The organism is Paraburkholderia largidicola (genome assembly GCF_013426895.1).
In the GTDB taxonomy this organism is placed as follows: Bacteria; Pseudomonadota; Gammaproteobacteria; order Burkholderiales; family Burkholderiaceae; genus Paraburkholderia; species Paraburkholderia largidicola.
In genome coordinates, this window is sequence record NZ_AP023175.1 from 1,749,153 (window position 1) to 1,769,117 (window position 19,965).

The 19,965-nt window shown below is 61.3% G+C and carries 21 protein-coding genes; 10 read left to right on the plus strand and 11 right to left on the minus strand.

The window, feature by feature from the left end; translation table 11 throughout:
- The first annotated feature begins 486 nt into the window (after positions 1-486).
- Genes PPGU16_RS24505 through PPGU16_RS24520 form a run of 4 tightly spaced genes read left to right on the plus strand, consistent with a single transcriptional unit; the run spans position 487 to position 5,662 of the window.
- The gene (locus tag PPGU16_RS24505) at positions 487-3,315 is read left to right on the plus strand and encodes a type VI secretion system Vgr family protein (RefSeq protein ID WP_180722996.1); all 2,829 of its coding nucleotides are present in this window, start codon (positions 487-489) and stop codon (positions 3,313-3,315) included.
- A gap of 40 nt (positions 3,316-3,355) precedes the next feature.
- Positions 3,356-4,756: an N-acetylmuramidase family protein gene (locus tag PPGU16_RS24510; protein ID WP_243460609.1), complete on the plus strand. Its 1,401-nt coding sequence runs from the start codon at positions 3,356-3,358 to the stop codon at positions 4,754-4,756.
- On the plus strand, positions 4,743-5,414 hold the full coding sequence (locus PPGU16_RS24515) for a hypothetical protein (protein WP_180722997.1): 672 nt from the start codon (positions 4,743-4,745) through the stop codon (positions 5,412-5,414). The genes PPGU16_RS24510 and PPGU16_RS24515 overlap by 14 nt, the downstream gene beginning before the upstream one ends.
- Positions 5,411-5,662 (plus strand): PAAR domain-containing protein, encoded by a 252-nt coding sequence (locus tag PPGU16_RS24520; protein ID WP_180722998.1) that lies wholly within the window; start codon positions 5,411-5,413, stop codon positions 5,660-5,662. The genes PPGU16_RS24515 and PPGU16_RS24520 overlap by 4 nt, the downstream gene beginning before the upstream one ends.
- 255 nt (positions 5,663-5,917) lie before the next feature.
- Here PPGU16_RS24520 and PPGU16_RS24525 read toward each other — a convergent pair whose 3' ends face one another.
- From PPGU16_RS24525 to pdxR, 6 genes are all read right to left on the minus strand, one after another.
- Entirely contained in the window at positions 5,918-6,241 is a 324-nt protein-coding gene (locus tag PPGU16_RS24525; RefSeq protein WP_180722999.1) for a thioredoxin family protein, read from the minus strand.
- A 66-nt stretch (positions 6,242-6,307) separates the two neighbouring features.
- Entirely contained in the window at positions 6,308-7,435 is a 1,128-nt protein-coding gene (locus PPGU16_RS24530; protein WP_274599981.1) for a 3-deoxy-7-phosphoheptulonate synthase, read from the minus strand.
- A gap of 85 nt (positions 7,436-7,520) precedes the next feature.
- On the minus strand, positions 7,521-8,609 hold the full coding sequence (locus PPGU16_RS24535; RefSeq protein WP_180723000.1) for an alpha/beta fold hydrolase: 1,089 nt from the start codon (positions 8,607-8,609) through the stop codon (positions 7,521-7,523).
- Between the two features lie 83 nt (positions 8,610-8,692).
- Positions 8,693-9,229 (minus strand): SRPBCC family protein, encoded by a 537-nt coding sequence (locus PPGU16_RS24540; RefSeq protein ID WP_180723001.1) that lies wholly within the window; start codon positions 9,227-9,229, stop codon positions 8,693-8,695.
- Entirely contained in the window at positions 9,226-9,558 is a 333-nt protein-coding gene (locus PPGU16_RS24545; protein WP_180723002.1) for an ArsR/SmtB family transcription factor, read from the minus strand. The genes PPGU16_RS24540 and PPGU16_RS24545 overlap by 4 nt, the downstream gene beginning before the upstream one ends.
- A gap of 51 nt (positions 9,559-9,609) precedes the next feature.
- On the minus strand, positions 9,610-11,079 hold the full coding sequence (gene pdxR, locus PPGU16_RS24550; protein WP_180723003.1) for a MocR-like pyridoxine biosynthesis transcription factor PdxR: 1,470 nt from the start codon (positions 11,077-11,079) through the stop codon (positions 9,610-9,612).
- A gap of 102 nt (positions 11,080-11,181) precedes the next feature.
- Here pdxR and PPGU16_RS24555 point away from each other — a divergent pair, with 102 nt between their 5' ends.
- Positions 11,182-11,643: a GNAT family N-acetyltransferase gene (locus PPGU16_RS24555; RefSeq protein ID WP_180723004.1), complete on the plus strand. Its 462-nt coding sequence runs from the start codon at positions 11,182-11,184 to the stop codon at positions 11,641-11,643.
- On the opposite strand, the gene PPGU16_RS24560 is transcribed toward PPGU16_RS24555, so the two are convergent.
- From PPGU16_RS24560 to PPGU16_RS24570, 3 genes are all read right to left on the minus strand, one after another.
- Entirely contained in the window at positions 11,640-12,221 is a 582-nt protein-coding gene (locus PPGU16_RS24560; RefSeq protein WP_180723005.1) for a DUF3501 family protein, read from the minus strand. The genes PPGU16_RS24555 and PPGU16_RS24560 overlap by 4 nt on opposite strands.
- 22 nt (positions 12,222-12,243) lie before the next feature.
- Entirely contained in the window at positions 12,244-13,581 is a 1,338-nt protein-coding gene (locus tag PPGU16_RS24565) for a heterodisulfide reductase-related iron-sulfur binding cluster (protein WP_180723006.1), read from the minus strand.
- Positions 13,582-13,952: 371 nt separating this feature from the next.
- A complete protein-coding gene (locus tag PPGU16_RS24570) occupies positions 13,953-14,375 on the minus strand; it encodes a rubrerythrin family protein (protein ID WP_035998670.1) in 423 nt (140 codons plus the stop codon).
- A gap of 220 nt (positions 14,376-14,595) precedes the next feature.
- Between PPGU16_RS24570 and PPGU16_RS24575 the strand changes: the two genes are divergently transcribed.
- The 3 genes from PPGU16_RS24575 to PPGU16_RS24585 all read left to right on the plus strand — a co-directional run bounded on the left by PPGU16_RS24575 (position 14,596) and on the right by PPGU16_RS24585 (position 16,182).
- Positions 14,596-14,955 carry a DUF3564 domain-containing protein gene (locus PPGU16_RS24575; RefSeq protein ID WP_180723007.1) on the plus strand — a complete coding sequence of 120 codons (360 nt, stop codon included), beginning with the start codon at positions 14,596-14,598 and terminating at the stop codon, positions 14,953-14,955.
- Positions 14,956-15,182: 227 nt separating this feature from the next.
- Positions 15,183-15,932 carry a DNA/RNA non-specific endonuclease gene (locus PPGU16_RS24580; protein ID WP_180723008.1) on the plus strand — a complete coding sequence of 250 codons (750 nt, stop codon included), beginning with the start codon at positions 15,183-15,185 and terminating at the stop codon, positions 15,930-15,932.
- The gene (locus PPGU16_RS24585; RefSeq protein WP_180723009.1) at positions 15,925-16,182 is read left to right on the plus strand and encodes a hypothetical protein; all 258 of its coding nucleotides are present in this window, start codon (positions 15,925-15,927) and stop codon (positions 16,180-16,182) included. Before PPGU16_RS24580 ends, PPGU16_RS24585 begins: the two co-directional genes overlap by 8 nt.
- Positions 16,183-16,214: 32 nt before the next feature.
- Here PPGU16_RS24585 and PPGU16_RS24590 read toward each other — a convergent pair whose 3' ends face one another.
- A complete protein-coding gene (locus PPGU16_RS24590; protein ID WP_180723010.1) occupies positions 16,215-16,928 on the minus strand; it encodes a Crp/Fnr family transcriptional regulator in 714 nt (237 codons plus the stop codon).
- Positions 16,929-17,026: 98 nt separating this feature from the next.
- Here PPGU16_RS24590 and PPGU16_RS24595 point away from each other — a divergent pair, with 98 nt between their 5' ends.
- Complete coding sequence (locus PPGU16_RS24595) at positions 17,027-17,572, plus strand: Mpo1 family 2-hydroxy fatty acid dioxygenase (protein ID WP_180723011.1); 546 nt, start codon at positions 17,027-17,029, stop codon at positions 17,570-17,572.
- A gap of 39 nt (positions 17,573-17,611) precedes the next feature.
- On the opposite strand, the gene rarD is transcribed toward PPGU16_RS24595, so the two are convergent.
- A complete protein-coding gene (rarD, locus tag PPGU16_RS24600) occupies positions 17,612-18,502 on the minus strand; it encodes an EamA family transporter RarD (RefSeq protein ID WP_180723012.1) in 891 nt (296 codons plus the stop codon).
- Between the two features lie 476 nt (positions 18,503-18,978).
- On the opposite strand from rarD, the gene egtD reads away from it, so the two are divergent.
- The gene (egtD, locus tag PPGU16_RS24605; protein ID WP_180723013.1) at positions 18,979-19,959 is read left to right on the plus strand and encodes an L-histidine N(alpha)-methyltransferase; all 981 of its coding nucleotides are present in this window, start codon (positions 18,979-18,981) and stop codon (positions 19,957-19,959) included.
- The last annotated feature ends 6 nt before the right edge of the window (positions 19,960-19,965 follow it).

Sequence of the window (19,965 nt, forward strand, 5' to 3'; positions counted from 1 at the left end):
TTTTATCGCCTCCGCCTGGCGCCCGCTTTCGCCCGCTGCAATCCGACAAGACTGATTTATCGCCAGGCGTTGCGCCAGCGCGGGTCAGGATGCTCACATTGAAGTAACGAGTGCGACCATTTTCGGACAAACCTCAAGGAACATCATGAGGACTTCGATCTATATTGACGGTTTTCCCGGGCACATCAACATTCCCGACGTTTCTGGGCCACCTGTCCTGGGCGGGATTTTTGCAGATCAACCAGTCCGCGTGACTTTCGGCCCTCCGCGGGCATTTCGAATTTTTCTGATACCGGGCAACCTTGCGATATCTGACACTACCGCGCGCAGGACATTGCCACTCCATACTTGATGATTGGCATAGCTAACGAATGTTGAGAAATAACATGAGAGACGCCGAGGGCCGCGACGCCGCACGCCCAGAAGTGATAGCCGACTGTAGCGCCACGATTCCCAACGGCTCGCACGTTGTTCGATAGGAGCGCCATGAAGAACTACCGGCGCAACTCCCCAAATGTTTACAGAAGGCCCGCACGCACGCTTGAGATCGCCGGGCCGGCGCTGCCACGCTGGACGCCGCCCTATCTCGACATGCTGTCAGAGGGCGAAGATACCCGGGCCGTCCTCATTCCGGTCAGCCTGGAAGGTCATGAGGCGATCGGGCAGCCGTATCGTTATGTCGTGCAGTGCAGAACGGACATTGACGTTCCCGGGTATCCCGACGTCATCACGCTCGACCTCGATCGCATTGTCGGCACGGCCGTCACGGTATCCATCGACATTCCGGGCAAGGGCACATTCATTCCCGCCATGCCGGGCGATACGGGCCGCGGCAATATCGGTTTCGGCGTCCGTGAGATTTCCGGCATGGTGACCGAGGCCGGGTACGTGCGGCATGACGACCGCGCAATCGTCTACCAGTTTGTGATCGAACCGGCGTTGGCCAAGGCGCGCAAAGGTCGCAATTACCGCATCTTCCAGAACAGCACGGTCATCGACGTCATCGAGTCCATTCTGGCCGCCTACCCCATGTCGATTGACTGGCGGATTGCCGGGCCGCCTGTCATCGACCACTATCCCACGCGTGACCTGATACGGCAGCACTTCGAGAGTGATGCTGCGTTCTTTCAGCGCCTATGCGAGCACTACGGCCTGTTTTACTGGTTTGAACATTCGAACACGTATCACCGGATCGTCATTGCGGACACGATGGGCGCGTTCCACCCACATGGGGAAGCCTACGAGACGATCCTGTTCAGCACGGCCGACCGTATCGATGAAGAGCACATCGACAGGTTCGAAGTCATCAGCCGGCAGACGGAAGGCAAGGTCACCGCCGTCGATCACGACTACACGCGGCCCCGCCTCGCGCGCCACAACTTCCCGCTGAGTGAGGAAAGCGAAGACCCTCGCGACACCGCCGAAGCGGATCAGGAGTATTACACCTACGCGAACGTGAGCCAGCCGCGCCAGGGCGCGCAGGGGCTGAGCGGTACGCCGAACCAGGTGGATCAGGAAGCGCAGTTCGCGGCGCTGGTGCGGATGCAGGCGCTGCGCTGCCAGGGGCTGCGGGCGAAGGGACACGGCAACATGCGCGGCCTGACGACGGGCTTCACGTTCGAACTGGCCGGGCATCCGTACGGAAAGGCCAACCAGGAGTATGTGGTGGTGTCGACCACGCTGCGGATCACGGATGCCGGTCAGGCAAGCGGCACCGCGCAGGAGTTCAGTTGCGAAACGGATTTCGAGGTCCAGCCTGTACGCGAGTATTTCCGCATGCCACATGAGACACCGTGGCCGCAGGTGAGCGTCGAGCGCGCGATCGTGACCGGGCCGGACGGACAGGAAATCTGGACCGATGCCTACGGCCGGATCAAGTGCCAGGTGGTCCCCGACCGGGAAGGCAACTTTGACGAAAACTCGTTCATCTGGGTGTCACCCATGCAGCCGTGGCAGCACGGTCAGACGGGGACGGCGGCGGTGCCGCGTATTGGCAGCGAGGTCTATATCGGCTATGTGAACTCCAATCCCGACATGCCGGTCCTGCTCGGCAGCACCGTTAATGCGAACAACCAGCCCGGGTGGCAATTGCCCGCGAACCAGTGGCTGTCGGGTCTGCGTAGCCGCATGCAGGGCGGCGTGTCTTCCAATCACCTGGTGCTGGACGATACGAAGGGGAAGCAGCAGGCGCAACTGGCGAGCGATCACGGCAAGTCGAGCCTCAGCGTCGGCTATAACACGCGCATCGATGGCAACGCGGGACGGCAGGATGCGCGCGGCGAAGGTTTCGAACTGCGTACCGACTTGTGGGGCGCTCTTCGCGCGGCGATGGGCCTGCTCGTTACGACCTTCGGGCGGTCCGGCGCGGCGGGCGAGGTCAAGGAGATGGCCGGGACCGTGGCGCGACTCACGCAGGCCCGCGCGCAACACGAAGACCTGTCGCGGCTCGCGCAGCAGCACAACGCGCAGACGCTGGACGCGAGCCAGGCGAATGCGGCCAGCACGATCAAGACGCAAAACGAAGCGATCCGGGGCAACGGCGGCCGTGCCGGAAACGACTTTCCCGAACTGACGCGACCGGACATGGTGCTGGCGAGCGCGGCGGGCATCGCCACCATGGCAACCGACAGCACGCACATGGCGAGCCAGAACGACCACGCGATCACGGCGGGCCGTGACGTGAGCTATTCGGCGGGACGCTCCTACCACGTTGCCGCGCGGGGCGCAGTATCGCTGTTCGCCTACCAGCAGGGCATGAAGTTCATCGCGGCGAGGGGTGCGTGGGTCGCGCAGGCGCAGAGCGGGCCGATGTCGCTGGCGGCACTCGGTGACGTGACGGTCAGCAGCACGGACGGCCGGATTGTCATCACCGCATCAAAGGAAGTCTGGATCGGCGCGGGCGGTTCGTACGTCCAGATCAACGGCAGCGGCATCACTAATGGTTCGCCGGGGCCGATTCTCGAAAAGACGCCTTCTTGGGACAAGTCGGGGGCTGACGTGAAGCGCATGCCGCTTCCGGCCATGCCGGTGACGCCACTCGTGCAGGACCCAGCCCATGTCTATTCGCAGACCTTCGACGTCAGCACGGTTACCGCGAATCCCGGCATCGGGCCGGCATTGGCAAACCAGCCGTATCGCATCTATCTGCCCGACGGCACGATCCAGCAGCAGGGCATGCTAACCGAAGGCTCTACGGTGACAGTCAGCACGCCCGAATCAACCAGACTGAAATGCAAGATTGGCGCTGGCGATTGGGGAACAGTTGAAGACGCTTACGATCATCACGAACTCGAAGACGATGCCGGACCGGCTTGAAAACCGTGGTTCCTTGCAACGCGACTTGCGAAGGTAACAAATGACACATCAGCATCACTCGCCTCAACCCAAGGCCGCAAAAGCCCCGTTATCTCCGTATGTCGAAGTGACTTTCCTGTTTCGCGACGTGCTGCAAAAGCCCATTGCGGGGCTATCTGTACGACTGATAGCCGGCGCCGGCGCGCCGCCGGCGCCCGCGTGGAAATATGGACCTGACAGCGACGATCAGCCAGACGCGCTCGCATCGGCCACGGAAGGCGCGTCAATACCTGCGGCCGGTTCTCTTGCTCAGGTTCCGAACAAGGGAGAAGGCACAACGGACGCCAACGGCTATCTCGTGACAATCCGTAACGCGGCCCGCGATCAACCGATTGACGTGCAGGTAAAGAACCGGCGTGCCGAGTACGTGTGGAAAGCGACCGTCAAACCCAGGAAAGACATCAGCGTCTTCACGATTGTCAGCCCCGAATACCATCTGGAAGCGACAACGAAACTCACGCCCACGGAGGAATTCGAGCAGGAACTGAATCTTCCCGTCGTCAAGCCGGGCGAAGTGATGACCATCGAGCGGCTTGTGAAGGAGTTCGGACCATATATCGGCTGGTCGCAGAAGGTCACCGAGCAGGGCAAGATGAGGAAAGACACGCCAATACGCAAGAAAGAAGTGACTGAAGATGAACAGACCGACAAGAAGAAAGCCAAAATCACGATCGAACATCACTACAAGGTTGTCGACACGGGCAAGCCGACGACCATTGCATTTAATGTGCTGGGATCGCGACTAAATTATCCCAAAACAACCGAAATATCAAAATCTAAATTCGAGGCTGTCGCCCGTGAGTTAAAGATTGAAGTGGCCGCACTTAAAGCCGTTGCCGCGACAGAATCATCAGGCGCCCCTTTCTGCAACAATGGTCTTCCGAAAATTAGATACGAGCGACATTATTTTTTTCGTGCGATTCAAGATAAATCCCATTGGGAGGATCGAGATATTTCAAATTTTCCGAATTTATTTCCTCAATATCCCGATCTTTGTTTTCCGAAAATGGGTGGATACTCGATTGGTAAGTCGAAGGGGGAAGATGGTGGTTGGGGACACGAGGATGGGGACGTGATGTACCAGTACGAGCGGTTGGCCAGAGCAGCGAATTTGAATCTTCCTGCGTCACTAATGGCCTGTTCGTGGGGAGCGTTTCAGGTTATGGGCTTTTTTTATTATCGAATGGGATACTCAACCCCAATGGAACTGGCAGGCAAGGCGATGATAGGGGTGGATGAACAGTTCGACATATTTGTGGCTTACATGACAAAAGTTAGCGCTGGAGCTTTGGATGCCCTTCAAAAAAGGGATTGGGATAAGTTTGCGAGGGCCTACAACGGAGGTGGCTATCCGCCGGCCTATCCGGCACAGATGGAAAAATACTACAATGAGTTCAAGTAAACTGCCTCGATTGATTGGCTCTGCTTTAGGTTTTCTATTTTGCCAATCGGCAATAGCGGGAATTATTTCTCTATACGATGAATCTCGGATTATAACATTTTCGAATGGACACAAGACATACGGACACTATGCGGCGCACAATGAACTGTTCTATTGTGAATTCTTTTTTATGTCCGATGGGCCAGTGCATGATTCAGATAAAACAATCCCAATCCAAACATTCGATCTGAATTATCGTAAGAATAAGTACACGTATTCACGACGCGAATCTGATTCCTCTATCCAGGGGGCGTTGACGAAGCAAGGATCCGCTATAACGATAACCACCGAAAATCCACGCGGAGGATGTCAGAGTGCGGCGGGGCTGTTTTCAGATGGAGGAGTACCCTACACGGAAGTAAAGCGAATCGCCGGATTGGGATTCGGCGTGGCAACCAGAAAGACGGTTATATACATAAATCCGGATGAAATTAAAAAAAGGGGATATCTTTTAGCCGGCGATACAGTCGCCGTGATTAAGCAAAAAAATAACTACTCATATGTCCGATATGTAAATCCCGATATGCTCATAGAAGATGATGATAAGAGGCATATCACTACAGGTTGGGTACGTTCTACGGACCTCGTGGACCCCTTTCCGCCAGCGGGCAAACAATGATCGATCTCATCCGACTCGGCGACACCACCGACCACGGCGGTGAAGTCGTCACCGCATCCGACACGATGCGCTACGACGGTCGCCGTGTTGCCCGAAAGGGCGACATGGTGACGTGCCCGCAGCATCCCAGTGTCAATCCGAATGTCATTCTCGAGGGCGATGCAAGCATCACGGACGGAGGCGTACCCGCCGCGCGTCACGGGCACAAGGTGACATGCGGCTGTCACCTCATGTCCAGCCTTGCATAGGTGTCGGCAGTGCGCGGTACTCGACTGATGCCTGACCGACCGGGCGCGTAGCGTTATCTGCCGGTTCCCCGACGCGATTCAGGCCATCTCCGTAAGGCAGGAACGTGACGGTCGCAAATCAGACGACGGCACGAATCCGTAGCGCGAAAGCGGTACGGCATTCGGCTGTCCCCGAGAAATGCCTTGCACAGGGACAACGCGTGCCCAAGTAAGTCCGTATCGCGGATGCCAGCAAAAAAGCAGAAACACCACTAATCACGCCACGCTGGCAAAAGCCTCTTCAATTTGCGCGGCATCGGTAGGCCGCACCACCCGCGCCACTTCAAGGCCATCGCGCACAAACACCAGCGTCGGCCACAACTTAACCTTGAACGAACGCCCAAGCGGCCTTCCCGGCCCATCCTCGATTTTCAGATGCCGCGTGCCGGGATGCTGGCTAAACGCCCGACCGATCACAGGCTGCGCCCCTTGGCAATACCCGCACCAGTCGGTCCCAAACTCGACAACGGTCACGCCAGGCATAGCATCAACATCCGCGCGCGTCGGCGCAATCTTCGAGTATTGATTCGCGGTAGTCATAAGCCTCCATGAGCCGGGCAACGCAGCGCCTCACACGCGCGTAGCGAAAGAAACCCTGCTTAATCGTCACTCAGCAACAGCCTGCCGCCGCGCGCGAACAGCCTGCGCAAGCGTATGCAGCACAGGCTCAGTCTGCGCCCAACCGATGCAGGCATCGGTAATCGACACCCCACGAGCAAGCGGCACACCCGGCTTCAGATCCTGTCGCCCCGCTTCGAGATGGCTCTCGATCATCACACCGACGATCCGTTTATCGCCGCCCGTCAACTGGTTAGCGAGATCCTGAGCGACTTCGATCTGCCGCTCATGCGACTTGTTCGAATTGGCATGCGAGCAATCGACCATCACCTGTTCCCGCAAGCCCAACTTGCGCAGCGCGGCACACGCTTCCTCGACGCCTGCTGCGTCGTAATTCGGTCCCTTCTTGCCGCCACGCAAGATCACATGCGCGTCATCGTTGCCACGCGTCTCGAAGATCGCGGCCATGCCCATCTTCGTCATGCCCATGAACGCGTGACTCGCGGCCGCAGCAACGATCGCATCGGCAGCGATTTGCACGCCGCCGTCGGTGCCGTTCTTGAATCCGATAGGACACGACAACCCCGACGCAAGCTGCCGATGGCTCTGGCTTTCAGTCGTGCGCGCGCCGATCGCGCCCCAGGCGATCAGATCGGCAATGTATTGCGGGCTCAGCAGATCGAGAAACTCGGTGCCCGTCGGCAGACCCAGGCCGCTGATCTCGAGCAGCAATTCACGCGCACGGCGAAGCCCTTCATTGATCCGGAAGCTGCCGTCCAGACGCGGATCGTTGATATAGCCTTTCCAGCCAACCGTGGTACGCGGCTTCTCGAAGTACACCCGCATCACGATCAACAGATCGTCGCGCAGCGAATCGGCGGCGGCTTTCAGCTTGTGCGCGTATTCCATCGCCTGATCGTGGTCGTGAATCGAGCACGGACCGACGACGACGACCAGCCGGTCGTCACGATCGTGCAGGATATCGGCGATTTCGACGCGGCTCTTTTCAACCAGCGTCTGCACGTCGGGCGAGCACGGCAGTTCGTCGAGCAGCAGCGCCGGCGAGATCAGCGGACGCACCGCGCCGATGCGCGTGTCGTCGATGCGCGTGATGTCCTGGGTGGAATCGGCGACGCCGGCTTCCTGGTCGCGTGTGGGGTTGTCGATGCGGCTCACGTTATTCTCCAGCTCTGCATTTTGGGGCGATTGAGGATTATCGCACTCGCCGTGCGGGAGACGCAGCCGGCCTCCCGAGCGGGCCTCAAGCGCCGTTCATCAACTGGATCAGATAAGGCTTCCACACCTCTGGGTGCGCGAGCGTCTGGTGTCCGTACGATTGCGCCGTCTCCGGCATCTCGACGTAACGCCCTTGCGGCACCTTGCCGATCAGCCGCTGCATCACGTTCAGATCCGTCGCGTTGATCAGGTCGTCGGCGAAATTGACGGCGAACAGGCGGCTGCGAATCGCGCCGAGATCCGGCTCCGGGTTGTAATCCCACGACGACTCGAACCAGTACAGCACGTCGTTGGGATCGGTCTTCGCCGCATCCGCGACGATCGATTCCGTCATGCGCGTCGCGGCCGCGCGGTCGGGCGCCTGTTCCTGCATGCGCGCCGCGTTGCCCGTGATCAGCGTGAAGACGGGCATCACGCGCGTCCATTGCGTCGGCGGCGTCGTATAGCTGCCGTCCTGCCAGCCCGGGTCATTGCGGATCGCGCCGACGATCATCTGCCGCCACAGCCAGTTGCGCCCCGCCATCGCGATCGGCTGGCTGGCGATGGGCATCAGCATGTCGGCCATGCCCGGATAACGCTCGCCCCACATCCACGTCTGCATGCCGCCCATCGACGTGCCGAGCACGAGCTTCAGATGCCGCACCTTCAGCCCTTCGACCAGCATCCTGTGATTCGCTTCGACGACATCGCCGTAGCCGTAATGCGGAAACTTCGTACGCAAGCCGTCGCTCGGTTTGGACGAGCCGCCGCGCCCGAGGCCGTCGGGAATCACGACGAAGTAGCGCTGCGTGTCGAGCGGCTCGCCGGCGGCGAACAGTTCCTTGCGCATCAGCGGCGTGAGGAATGCCTTGCCCGTGCCCGTCGTGCCGTGCAGCAGCAGCACGGCGTTCGTGATCTCGCCGTGCGTGTCGCGCTGCGGCGTGCCGAGCGTGACGTAATGGATGCGCAGTTCGGGAAAGATCGTGCCGTCGGAGAAATGGAAGTCATGCGCGATGAAGTCGGCTGCATGTTCGGTGGGATCGGTAGAAGCGTCGGCGGCGTGGGCAGCAGGCAAGGTCTGCGCGAATGCGAAAGCCGTCAGTAATGCAAGGCGGGTGAGAATCGAACGAAACACTGTTGGTCTCCGTCAACGTGCACGCGATGGGTTGCGATCGTACACGATGACGGAAATAAACGTGCGGACGTGCCTCGCGGAAATCAGAGCGCGTCGTAGCGCGCCTTGATTCCCTCGAACATCGTCCAGAACGACGCGGGCGCGGTGCCGTTCAGGCGCTCGCGCAACACCTCGAGATGGCTGTGCCAGCCCGGACCGACGTCGAGTTGCTCGTCACGTCCCGACAGGTTGCGATGCGTGAGCACGAGCTTCACCTGATCGCCCGCCTCCGACAGCTCGAAGGTCACTTCCGACAGGTTGTCCTGAATGCTGCCCCACGTGAACGCGAGCAGATGCGGTGGCTCGATGCGCAACAGCCGATGCAGCGAATCATGTCCGCCCGCGTACTGTCGATACGGCTCCGGCGGAAGCTCAGGCGACGCCGACAACAGCGAGTGATCGAAACGCATCATGAAGTCGCCGCCGGGCTGTGCCGGCATCGCGCCCGATGCGAGCCACTGGCTGCGCTTGTCGGACTCGGTCAGATACGCCCATACGCGCTCGATCGGGCCGGGTAGCAGACGTTCGAAGCGCACGACCTGCGTGCCGTCGAAAACACCGAGTTGTTCGTTCTGGTTCATCGTGTATCTCCCTTGGAATTGCGCAGCAGGTCTTCGAGCGCGTCGAGCCGGCTGTTCCAGAAGCGTTCGTAGAAGCGCAGCCACGCGTCGGCGGCGGCGAGCGGAGCCGGGTCGATCCGGCAGATATGCGAGCGCCCTTCCACACGGCGCTGGATCAGCCCCGCGCCTTCGAGCACCTTGACGTGCTTCGACGCCGCCGCGAACGACATCGCGAACGGCGCGGCCAGTTCGCCGATGCTGCGCTCGCCCGTGGCGAGCTGCGCGAGCATCGCGCGCCGGGTGGGGTCGGACAGCGCGCGAAACACGCCGTCGAGAGCGGACTCGTTCATTCGCCCGAGTATAGGCAGGGTCTCGACGTTATTCAACCATTCAGTTGAATATTATTTGCCGCGCATCAAGGTGCGAATCCCCACGCCGAGTTCGGCGACGAGCCGGTCGGCCTTCTCGGGGCGCACGCCCGCGTAGCCGAGCATGAAACCGTTATAGCGTTCGGCATCCTCGCCTTGATGGCAGTACGTGCTCAACGGCGAAACCGACATGCCTTGCTCGCGCAACGCGGCGCTCACGTCGCGGTCTTGCAGCGGCGCATCGAGCCGCATCGTCAGATGCATGCCGCTGCCATCGGACGAAACGGTCACGAGATCGAGCATGTGCGTGTAAATCGCGCTGACCACCGCTTCGCGCCGCTGCTGGTAGATGCGGCGCATGCGTCGCAAATGACGTGCGTACTTGCCGCTTTCGATGAAGTCCGCCAGCGCGACCTGATCCGCGACCCGCCCTTGCCGCGACATCTCGCCGATCACGCCGCCGATCTCCGGTGCGAGGCTCGCGGGCACGATCATGAAACCGATGCGCAGCGCCGGGAACATCGTCTTGCTGAAGGTGCCGAGATAGACGACGGGCGCCGCGTCGCGCAGGCCTTGAACCGACGGCAGCGGCGGACCGCTGTGGCGCAGCTCGCTGTCGTAGTCGTCCTCGATGATCCACGCGCCGCGCTCGACGATGTTGTCGATGATCGACCAGCGCCGCTCCAGGCTCAGCACGCTGCCAAGCGGGTATTGATGCGACGGCGTGATGTAGACGAGGCGCGGCGGCGTGCGCTGCCAGTGTGCCTCTGTGGGCGCGAGTCCCGCGGCATCGACGGGAATCGGCACGATGTTCAGGTCCGCGGCCTGGAACGCGATCCGCGCGCCCTGATAGCCCGGATTTTCGAGCCACGCGGTATCGCCGGGATCGGCGAGCATGCGGGCGCACAGGTCGAGGCTCGTGTGTGTGCCCGACGTGATGAACACCTGGTCGGCCGTGCAGCGCACGCCGCGCGACACGCGCACGTACTCGGCCACCGCGCGGCGCAGCGACGGATGACCCGCGTGGTACCCGTAACCGAGGTCGCGGGCATCGACGGATCGCCAGGCGCGCTCCATCGACGCTCGCCATTGCGCGACGGGAAATTCGTCGAGCGCAGGCACACCCGCCTGAAACGGCGAACGCATGCCGCGTGTGCCGCGATCGCGCGGCAGACTGGCGACCCGCCGCGACAGACGGCTGACGGGCGCAACGCTGGCGTCTTCCGCGCTCGCCGAAGGCAGCGCGACGCAACTGACGATCGACCCGTGACGGCTCGCCGCGATGAAACCTTCTTCAGCGAGCCGTTCATACGCGTACAGCACCGAGTTGCGCGCGATGCCGAGTTGCTCGGCGAGCGCGCGTGTCGGCACGAGCTGGCTGCCGTGGCGAATGTGGCCGTTGAGGATGGCGTGCCGCAGGCTTTCGTAAAGCAGTGTTTGCTGCGTGAGCCTGCGTCCCGCGGCCTGGTTCGCGAAGCTCGACATCAACAGCCCGTAGTCCAATTGCGTGGCTCCAGATTTTGCATTCGACGTGGAGCTAACAATGGTGCCACAGAAACCCTATGCTTCGTCGATACCCGTCGATCCAGGAAAGGAGCGTTACGCATGACGCAAGCTGTGAAGATCCGCCCCGTCGTTCCCGCCGACTACGAAGCGTGGTTGCCGTTGTGGGACGGCTATAACCGCTTTTACGGCCGCTTCGACGCAACGGCACTGCCGCGAGACATCACGCAACTCACGTGGGCGCGTTTCTTCGACGGACTCGAACCGATGCATGCGATGGTCGCCGAGCGCGACGGCTCGCTTGTCGGCCTCGTACATTATCTGTATCACCGCAGCACGCTGATGGCGGGACCGACGTGCTATCTGCACGATCTGTTCACGCTCGATTCGGAACGCGGCAAGGGCGTGGGCCGCGCGTTGATCGAAGCCGTCTATGCGGCGGCGAAGGCCGCGCGCGCCGAACGCGTGTATTGGCTCACGCACGAGACGAATCAAACGGCCATGCAGCTCTACGACAAGGTCGCTGACCTGTCGGGCTTCGTCGTGTATCGGAAGCCGCTTTAGGCGAGGTCCTTGACGAGCGAGCGGCGCACGTCGTCGGTGATCGGCTGCGAGTCGACGGGATAGCCGGGGTGGTCGCAGCCGATATGCAACGCTGCGCCGTCGCGCAACCGCGCTTTCATCGAAGGCGTCAGTTCGAAGCGCACGAAATGCACGGCTGAGGTCTTTTCATTGTTTTCGCGTTCGAGGTCTTCGTCGGAGATCGCGTAGACAGGCTCGTCGCCGTCCACCTTCACGAACACGCTGTCTTCGATGCCGATTAGCCGTGCGAGCGCTGCACGACGCTCGACTTCGTTTTCGTACTCGATCTGCATCGTCGCCTTGAAGTTGCTGCCGTCGGGCACGAGCGGCAGATACGCTTCGAGTTCGCCCTGAATGCCCTCCTCGTCGAAGATCTTTTCGATGTGCAGCATCTCCTGGATCTGGTAGCGGATCGTCAGTTCGTCTTCGAACAGGAACGTCAGGTGATTGCCCAGCCGGACGATGCGGTTCTTCTTGTGCTCGATGATCCGCTCGCGCATCGTCTTGCGCTGCTTCGCATAGTTTTCGAGCGACAACAGGGAGTTCCTCGCGATGCTCATCGTTATCCTCGCAATTTGAAGATCAAAGGCCGTACGCCTTGCGCAGCAGCGTCAACGGATGCGCGAGCGGCGTCTTCGGCAAGCTGTTTTCGTCGAAACCCTGTTCGATGTGATGACCGGCAAGCTGGCAATCGGACGAGATGTAATCGGGCTGCGGCTGCGCCATCGCCTTGAAGACGGGCGTGCCGATCTTCATCGCCATCGCGTGAAATTCCTTCTTCACGCCGAACGTGCCCGCGTGACCCGAGCATCGCTCGACGACGGTTACCTGCGTATCCGGCACGAGCGCGAAGGTCTCCGACGTCTTGCGCCCGATGTTCTGCACGCGCGCATGACACGGCACGTGATACGACACCTTGCCGAGCGGCGTATTGAAGTCGGTTTTCAGCAGGCCATCGCGATGGCGCGCCATGAAGTATTCGAACGGGTCCCAGAACGCTTCGCTGACGGCGCGCACGTCCGGGTCGTCGGGAAACATCAGCGGCAGTTCGTGCTTGTACATCAGCACGCAACTGGGAATCGCGCCGATGATCGCGTAGCCGTCGCGTGCATAACGCGCGAGCACGGGCATGTTCTTCTCTTTCTTCGCCGCTACGCCTTGCAGATTGCCTTGCTCCAGCAACGGCATGCCACAGCACGCTTCGCTCGATACCAGTTCGTAGCGAATATCGTTGTGCGCGAGCACGGCCAGAAGGTCGTGACCGATGCCCGGCTCGTTGAAATTCACGTAGCAGGTCGAGTAGATCGCGACCTTGCCGGGCGTGCGCTCGCCGTCCTTCGCCTGCACTTGCGGCGACTTCTTCGCGGCGCTGCGAAACTTGCGCGTTGCGAAATCAGGCAGCCACGCGTCCTTATCGACGCCGAGCGCTTTTTCCATCAAGTCGCGCGCCATGTGCGTGTGATTCACCGCGTTGACTGTCTGAGTGACGATGGGAATGCCGGCGAACGTGCCGAGCGCGTCGGTATTCGACAGGAACTTGTCGCGCAACTGGACTTCTCCGCGCTTGAAGGCGGCAGCCTTCGCGCGCAGCATCAGGTGCGGAAAATCGACGTTCCATTGATGCGGCGGCACGTAGGGACATTTCGTCATGTAGCACAGGTCGCACAGATAGCATTGATCGACGACGGCGCCGAACTTCTTCTTGTCGACTTCGTGCGCCTCGCCGGTATCCGTTTCGTCGACGAGGTCGAACAATGCGGGAAATGCGCCGCATAGCGACACGCATCGGCGGCAGCCGGCGCAGATGTCGAACACGCGCGTCAATTCCTGATCGATCGCATCGGGATCGTAGAACGCGTCCGATTGCCAGTCGAGCGGATGGCGAATAGGCGCTTCGAGACTGCCTTCCTTGTGAGGCATGGCGTGCGTCTCCTCTCGACCAGAGTTGGCGCTTTAGCGCCTACTCTGGTCCGATGGCATGACGGCAGGAGTTAGCGCTTTAGCGCTTACTCCTGCCCCATGGCGGTCGACCAGCGTTGCGCGTGCGCGCCTCACTCCGATCAGATGGCATGGCGGGCAAGTTGACTCCCATCCCATGCAATGCTGTGGGGTTGTTTTATGCGCCACGTTCTCGTAAGCGCATTCATTCTTTTTTGCGCATGCAGCGCGCGAAATCGTGATCGTCTCACTTCATCTCGCGTTTGTACCGCACTATCGCATCCGTCCGCATGCCAAGCCTGCATCGAACGGAAGCGACGACACGCGCCAGCCGCGCAGCCGGCGCGTGCAATTCAATCGACCAGCGCCTCCAGTGCCTTCGTATAGCGATTCGCATGACTGCGTTCCGCTTTGGCCAGCGTTTCGAACCAGTTCGCGATTTCGTCGAAGCCTTCTTCTCGCGCGGCCTTAGCCATGCCGGGGTACATGTCGGTGTATTCGTGTGTCTCGCCGGCAATCGCCGCCTGCAGATTCTGACGCGATGAACCGAACGGCAGCCCCGTCGCCGGATCGCCCGACACTTCCAGATACTCGAGGTGGCCATGCGCGTGGCCCGTTTCGCCTTCCGCCGTCGAACGGAATAGCGCCGCGACGTCGTTCTGTCCCTCGACATCGGCTTTCGCTGCGAAATACAAATAGCGGCGATTGGCCTGCGATTCACCCGCAAATGCGGCCTTCAGATTCTCCTCCGTCTTCGAACCCTTGAGTTGCGCCATCTGAGCCTCCATCCAAAGCCTGTATGTGGGAACGCGCGTTTCTGATGGCAACGACCGGCCAGACGCGCGCACCTGAGCCGTGCATTAAATCTAGGAGTTCGGTGATGCGTTCCCAATTGGGTTTTTCAATCCGCCCGATAGCTGTTTGCCTTGCATAACCGTTGGCCCGAAGTAGACTGAGGAAGCGCACATACTCAATCTTTCACCGGGGGATTTCTGCATGCGGCTGACGATATTGATCAATGGTTCGGACCCCACCGTCAATCACGACTATGCCGTGCTTTGGCTCGATACCGACGAGCGTCGCTGGTCGAGAGAAGCACACGATGGGATCGACCTGCCCCCATGGGGCGAACTCCATGATGAGAACGGCGTCACCAAGCTCTGCGCGCCGAGCGCAGAAGCGCCGTTATGCACACTGAATGGCCTGCACGTGGACGGACGTCAGCGGGTCAGCTCGGCGCAGGGCAGCGCGGCGTGGTCGTCGGACCGTACGCACGCGCGGATGAATGGCTACTGGCGCTTGCAGGCGGTTGACCGCTTGCCTGTCAACGCCGAGCACAGCGTGTTCGGACGCTAAGCCTGCTTCGTATTTGCGCCCGCGTCGCTCACCCCCTGCCCGACGCGGGCCTTTCCTCTGTCACTCCCCTCTCTCACCGCCGAACGCGCAGAATTTGCTGTGCGGCAATGCGTCGTGACAGTTTTGCCGATATGTCGGCTCGATGTCGCGTAACCGCATGTAAGCCCTTGCTTTGTGCATAGGTCGCGCGGCTATACTTGCGGCCCCTCATTTCGCTTTTCCGATCTATGAAGAAGTGGTTAGTCAGCCTGCTTATCGTGGCCGCGAGTCACGTATCAGCAGCAACGTCATGCACGGATTTCACGCCCAACGCTCAATGGCCCGTGCTGACGAACGCAAAAATGACGCCGAAGTCGCGCATGCTGTGCTATTCGGATTTCGCTGTTCTGCATTCAGGCATCACGCATGGTCCGCTGTGGTCCGCCGAGCATTTGACGCGCGACCATATCGAAGCCGCGAAAGACATGGTGCGCACCAACAAGTTCTTCGAGGACGCGCGCCTGCCCGAAGGCGAAGGCGCGACACTCGCCGACTACAAGCGCAGCGGTTTCGATCGCGGCCATATGAGCCCGGCTGGCAATCGATGGAATGCGGAGGCGATGGCACAATCGTTCTCGCTCGCGAACATCGTGCCGCAGAACCGCGAGAATAATCAGCGCATGTGGTCGCGCATCGAAACGGCCGTGCGCAAGCTGTCGATGAAATACGACGACATCTACGTGGTCACCGGCCCGATGTTCACCGGCGGACAGTTGCAGACCATCGGACCGACGCGTGTGTTCGTGCCGACGCAGCTGTTCAAGGTCGTCTACGTGCCGTCGAAGAAGCTCGCGTTTGCAATCGTCGCGGACAACGTCGCCACCGACCGCTACGACGTGAAGTCCGTGCATGAACTCGAAGCAATGAGCGGCATCCGCTTTCCGGGCATTCCGGAAAACCTGAAAGACCAGCGTCCGGGAGGGCTGAAAGGTGTTTAAAGCATATTCGAACGACGACGACGTGCTCAACATCCAGGGCGACGCGCTGACGGTGTCCAATGGCACCACGCGCGTCGTCGTGAACGGCACGCTCGCAATCACGAAGGACAAGCGCGGCCTGAAAGCGGCGCTGGCCCTGAAGGAAACGCTCGACGGCATCGTCGCCGCGCTTCAGGCGGAGCCGCATCTGCCGGAGCAAGTGAAGGAAGAGCCCGACGCGAAGCCGGGCGTGATCGACAATCCGTTCTAGCGTACGGGGCGAAAGGCGGCGCGACGTTGCGATCATGCACGCGCGGCATCGTCGTTCGTCGACGCCGCGAAGCCGCGCAGTTTCTCCGCATCGACGATCTCGATCTCCGCGTAGCGCAGCGCGAGCGCGCCTTGCGTTTCGAACTGCCTGAGAATCTGGTTCGTGGTTTGACGCGACAGCGCGAGCATCATCGCGAGATCTTCCTGCGGCACCTTGAGCACCTGCCGCAGCGTGCCCGCGCCGCCGCCATATCCACCCGCCATCAGCAACAGACGCCGCGCGATGCGTTGTGCGGCAGGCAGCAGCGCGGCCTCTTCGATCGCATCGAACGCGAGGCGCAGCTTGTGCGTGAGCAGCAGGCCGAACGCATGCCAGAACGCGGGCGTGCGTTCGAGCAGCGCCGCGAGCGCTTCGCGCGGCACATGAAACAGCAGCGTATCGCGCTCGGCATAGGCATCGTGCGTGCGCGTCTGGCCGTCGAACAGCGCAATCTCGCCGAACCAGTTCACCGGCTCGATCACCGCGAGCAGCGCTTCCTTGCCGCTCACGGTAATCGAGCCAATCCGCATCAATCCGTCGAGCACGCAGTAGAAGCCGTCGTCGGCATCGCCACGGCTGAAGAGGCGCTGGCCCGCCGACAGCTGTCGCATGCGGCCAAGCTCCGTCAATTGCGCGCGCAATGCGTCGGGCGCGGCGCGAAACCAGGCGCTGCCGTCGAGCAGCGTGATCAGCTCAGTCGATGTCATCGTTCGAAGCGCGCTTTGGCGGTTGAATTGTCGGCTAGCCGAAAGTGTCGCGGCGCGCCGCCGGCGATTATGATGACTTTCGACGAGGAACGGCATCCATGAGAACGCTCACTGACCAGCTTGGGCAATACGCTGCCTACCATCGCGACCGCCGCAACATCGCGACGCACTTCATCGGCATTCCGATGATCGTGCTCGCGCTCGCCGTCCTGCTGAGCCGGCCCGCGTGGACAGTGGCCGGGTTGCCGTTAGCGGTATCGCCGGCGTGGCTGCTGTTCGGCCTGAGCGTGATCTACTACTTCGTGCTCGACGTGCCGCTCGGTTTGATGATGACCGTCGTGTCGGTACTGTGCGTAGCGTGCGGCGCGTGGCTGGCGCAGCAGCCCACCTTGACGTGGCTTGCGGCGGGTATCGGCCTTTTCGTGGTCGGCTGGGTGTTCCAGTTCGTGGGACACGTCGCGTACGAGCATCGCAAGCCCGCATTCATCGACGATGTGATCGGCCTGCTGATCGGCCCGCTGTTCGTGCTCGCCGAAGCGCTGTTCGCATTCGGCTGGCGGCCCGCGTTGCGCGCGGCAATCGAAGTCGAGGCGGGTCCGACGCGGGTCGATGCCGCGCATGAGGTGACGCGTCATCCGTCGTGAGGCAGCGGCCGTCCGCGCTGCGCGACGGGCTCAGCGCTTTCAACGCGGCGCGAGTAGCCTTGCGCTATGCAAGCCGGTCAGCCCCACTGCGATCCAGATCGGCACATAAGTGCCAAGCTGCTGCGCCGTCAAAGACTCGCCGAGCAGCGTCACCGACACGATCACCAGCAACACCGGCTCTACGTAGCCGAGAATGCCGAATAGCGCCATCGGCAGCAAACGGCTCGCTTTCAGATAGGTCGCGAGCGCGATAGTGCTCAGCGCGCCCAGGCCCGGCAGCAACAGCAGCCACATATCGACACGGCCCGACAGCAGCGCGAGCGAGCCGCCGTGCAGCGCCATCGCGAGCGCGAACGGCAGCAGTAGCGACATCTCGAGCGCGAACGCGGTCAGCGAATCGGCATTGATCTTGCGCCGCAACACGAAGTAAGGCGGATAACCGATCGCCACCAGCAGCGTCGGCCACGAGAACGCGCGCGTCACCCACAGCTCGTGCAACACGCCGAGCGCCGCGCATCCGACGGCGAGCCACTGCAACGGCTCCAGCCGCTCGTGATAGTAGAAGCGGCCGAGCAGCACCATCGTCAGCGGCAACAGGAAATAGCCGAGCGATACTTCCAGCATCCGCCCATGCAGCGGCGCCCACAGAAACACCCATAGCTGCGCGCCGAGCAACGCCGCGCTGACGGCCAGCAACAGCGCCGTGCGCGGCTCGCGGATCACGCGCTGCGCTAGCGCCACCAGGTGCGGCAGGCGCGAACGCAGGGCGATCAGCGTGAACGCGCCCGGTACGGTCCAGATCACGCGCCACGCGAAGATATCGAGCCCCGTCAACGGCGTGAGCAGCTTGGCGTACACGGACATCAGGGCAAACAGCGTCGATGCGCTCACGGACAACGCGATGCCGCGTCCCGGTTGATAGGCGTTCATCGGCCCGTCCGCTGCGGGAATTCAGGCGCGATGTCGCGAAAGGTGTCGTCCATAGTTAAGTCTTGTTTTAACAGCGCGGCGCAGGCGTTGCCCGATGTGAGGCCCGCTTCGTCGCGCGAATCGCGCATTCTAGCGGTAGTGCGGGAACGGTCCGTCTTTTTCCGCCACATTGCGTCCGTGCATATTCACGCCCGATGCACTATAAAAACTAGTTTCATATCCACGCCGCATGCCGTCGGCGATTCATCGGCGGAAACACGGGGCTGCCGTTTTAGCCTGCTTCTTGCTTCCGTGTTCCGTTCATGTCCGCGCCGCCCGGCTTTCAATCCGCTGTTGCGCGATCAGGCGCCGAACGCAGACACGCGCCCGTCATCGAACGCGCTCACGCTTGAACGCTTGCCGGTCCACTCACTCCAACGCATTCGCTCTTCCGCAGTCCGCAAGTCATCACTGGAACGAGACAACACGGAGCCAACATGACTCAGCCAGCCGTATCGCAACACCTATCGCACGACGTATCGCCGGAGTTCGCCGCCGCCGTTCGCGCTGGCCTCAGCAAGCAGCCTCAGAAGGAATTGCCGTCGAAGTATCTCTACGACGAAGTGGGTTCGGCGCTGTTCGAAGTGATCACCGCGCTGCCCGAATACGGCGTCACGCGCGCTGAAGAACGTCTGCTCGCGAAGCACGCGGGCGACATCGTCGCGCAGTTGCCGCACGACGCGATCGTCGCGGAACTGGGCAGCGGCAGCGGCCGCAAGACCCGCCGCATCCTCGAAGCGCTCTGTAAAAAGCGCCCCACGACTTACAGCCCGATTGAAATTTCGCGCACCGCATTGCAATTGTGTCGCCGTGAACTGGGTGATATCGAACGCATTTCGATCGTCGGCTACGAGCGCGACTATCTCGCGGGGCTCGCCGAGGTGAGCAAGCGCCGTGCAAAAGACGAGCCGCTGCTCGTGCTGTTTCTCGGCAGCACCATCGGCAATTTCGGGCGGCTGGCGGCCACGCGCTTTCTGCGCGAGATCCGCAACATGCTTGCGCCCGGCGACGCGCTATTGCTCGGCACCGACCTCGAAAAGCCCGTGCCTGTGCTGATCGCCGCGTACGACGATCCCATCGGCGTGACGGCCGCGTTCAATCTGAATCTGCTGGCGCGAATCAACCGCGAACTGGACGGCGATTTTCCGCTCGATGCGTTCGAACACGTCGCGCGCTTCAATCCGGACGTGCGCAGCATTGAAATGCATCTGCGCGCGAAACGGCGCGTGAGCGCACACGTGCGCGCGGCCAAGCTGACGGTCGAGTTACAGGAAGGCGAGACGATCTGGACGGAGAGCAGCCACAAATATCGTCCCGAAGAACTGCATGCGATCGCCGACGACGCAGGCTTCACGTGCAGTCATCAATGGATCGAGCGCGATTGGGGCTTTGCGGAAAGCCTGCTGGTAGCGCGCTGAGGGGCG

Excerpts from the sequence above, each read along its gene's own strand:
- PPGU16_RS24505 (WP_180722996.1), top strand. The coding sequence starts at position 487 with ATGAAGAACTACCGGCGCAACTCCCCAAATGTTTACAGAAGGCCCGCA.
- PPGU16_RS24510 (WP_243460609.1), top strand. The coding sequence starts at position 3,356 with ATGACACATCAGCATCACTCGCCTCAACCCAAGGCCGCAAAAGCCCCG.
- PPGU16_RS24515 (WP_180722997.1), top strand. The coding sequence starts at position 4,743 with ATGAGTTCAAGTAAACTGCCTCGATTGATTGGCTCTGCTTTAGGTTTT.
- PPGU16_RS24520 (WP_180722998.1), top strand. The coding sequence starts at position 5,411 with ATGATCGATCTCATCCGACTCGGCGACACCACCGACCACGGCGGTGAA.
- PPGU16_RS24525 (WP_180722999.1), bottom strand. The coding sequence starts at position 6,241 with ATGACTACCGCGAATCAATACTCGAAGATTGCGCCGACGCGCGCGGAT.
- PPGU16_RS24540 (WP_180723001.1), bottom strand. The coding sequence starts at position 9,229 with ATGAACCAGAACGAACAACTCGGTGTTTTCGACGGCACGCAGGTCGTG.
- PPGU16_RS24545 (WP_180723002.1), bottom strand. The coding sequence starts at position 9,558 with ATGAACGAGTCCGCTCTCGACGGCGTGTTTCGCGCGCTGTCCGACCCC.
- PPGU16_RS24555 (WP_180723004.1), top strand. The coding sequence starts at position 11,182 with ATGACGCAAGCTGTGAAGATCCGCCCCGTCGTTCCCGCCGACTACGAA.
- PPGU16_RS24560 (WP_180723005.1), bottom strand. The coding sequence starts at position 12,221 with ATGAGCATCGCGAGGAACTCCCTGTTGTCGCTCGAAAACTATGCGAAG.
- PPGU16_RS24565 (WP_180723006.1), bottom strand. The coding sequence starts at position 13,581 with ATGCCTCACAAGGAAGGCAGTCTCGAAGCGCCTATTCGCCATCCGCTC.
- PPGU16_RS24570 (WP_035998670.1), bottom strand. The coding sequence starts at position 14,375 with ATGGCGCAACTCAAGGGTTCGAAGACGGAGGAGAATCTGAAGGCCGCA.
- PPGU16_RS24575 (WP_180723007.1), top strand. The coding sequence starts at position 14,596 with ATGCGGCTGACGATATTGATCAATGGTTCGGACCCCACCGTCAATCAC.
- PPGU16_RS24580 (WP_180723008.1), top strand. The coding sequence starts at position 15,183 with ATGAAGAAGTGGTTAGTCAGCCTGCTTATCGTGGCCGCGAGTCACGTA.
- PPGU16_RS24590 (WP_180723010.1), bottom strand. The coding sequence starts at position 16,928 with ATGACATCGACTGAGCTGATCACGCTGCTCGACGGCAGCGCCTGGTTT.
- PPGU16_RS24595 (WP_180723011.1), top strand. The coding sequence starts at position 17,027 with ATGAGAACGCTCACTGACCAGCTTGGGCAATACGCTGCCTACCATCGC.
- rarD (WP_180723012.1), bottom strand. The coding sequence starts at position 18,502 with ATGAACGCCTATCAACCGGGACGCGGCATCGCGTTGTCCGTGAGCGCA.
- egtD (WP_180723013.1), top strand. The coding sequence starts at position 18,979 with ATGACTCAGCCAGCCGTATCGCAACACCTATCGCACGACGTATCGCCG.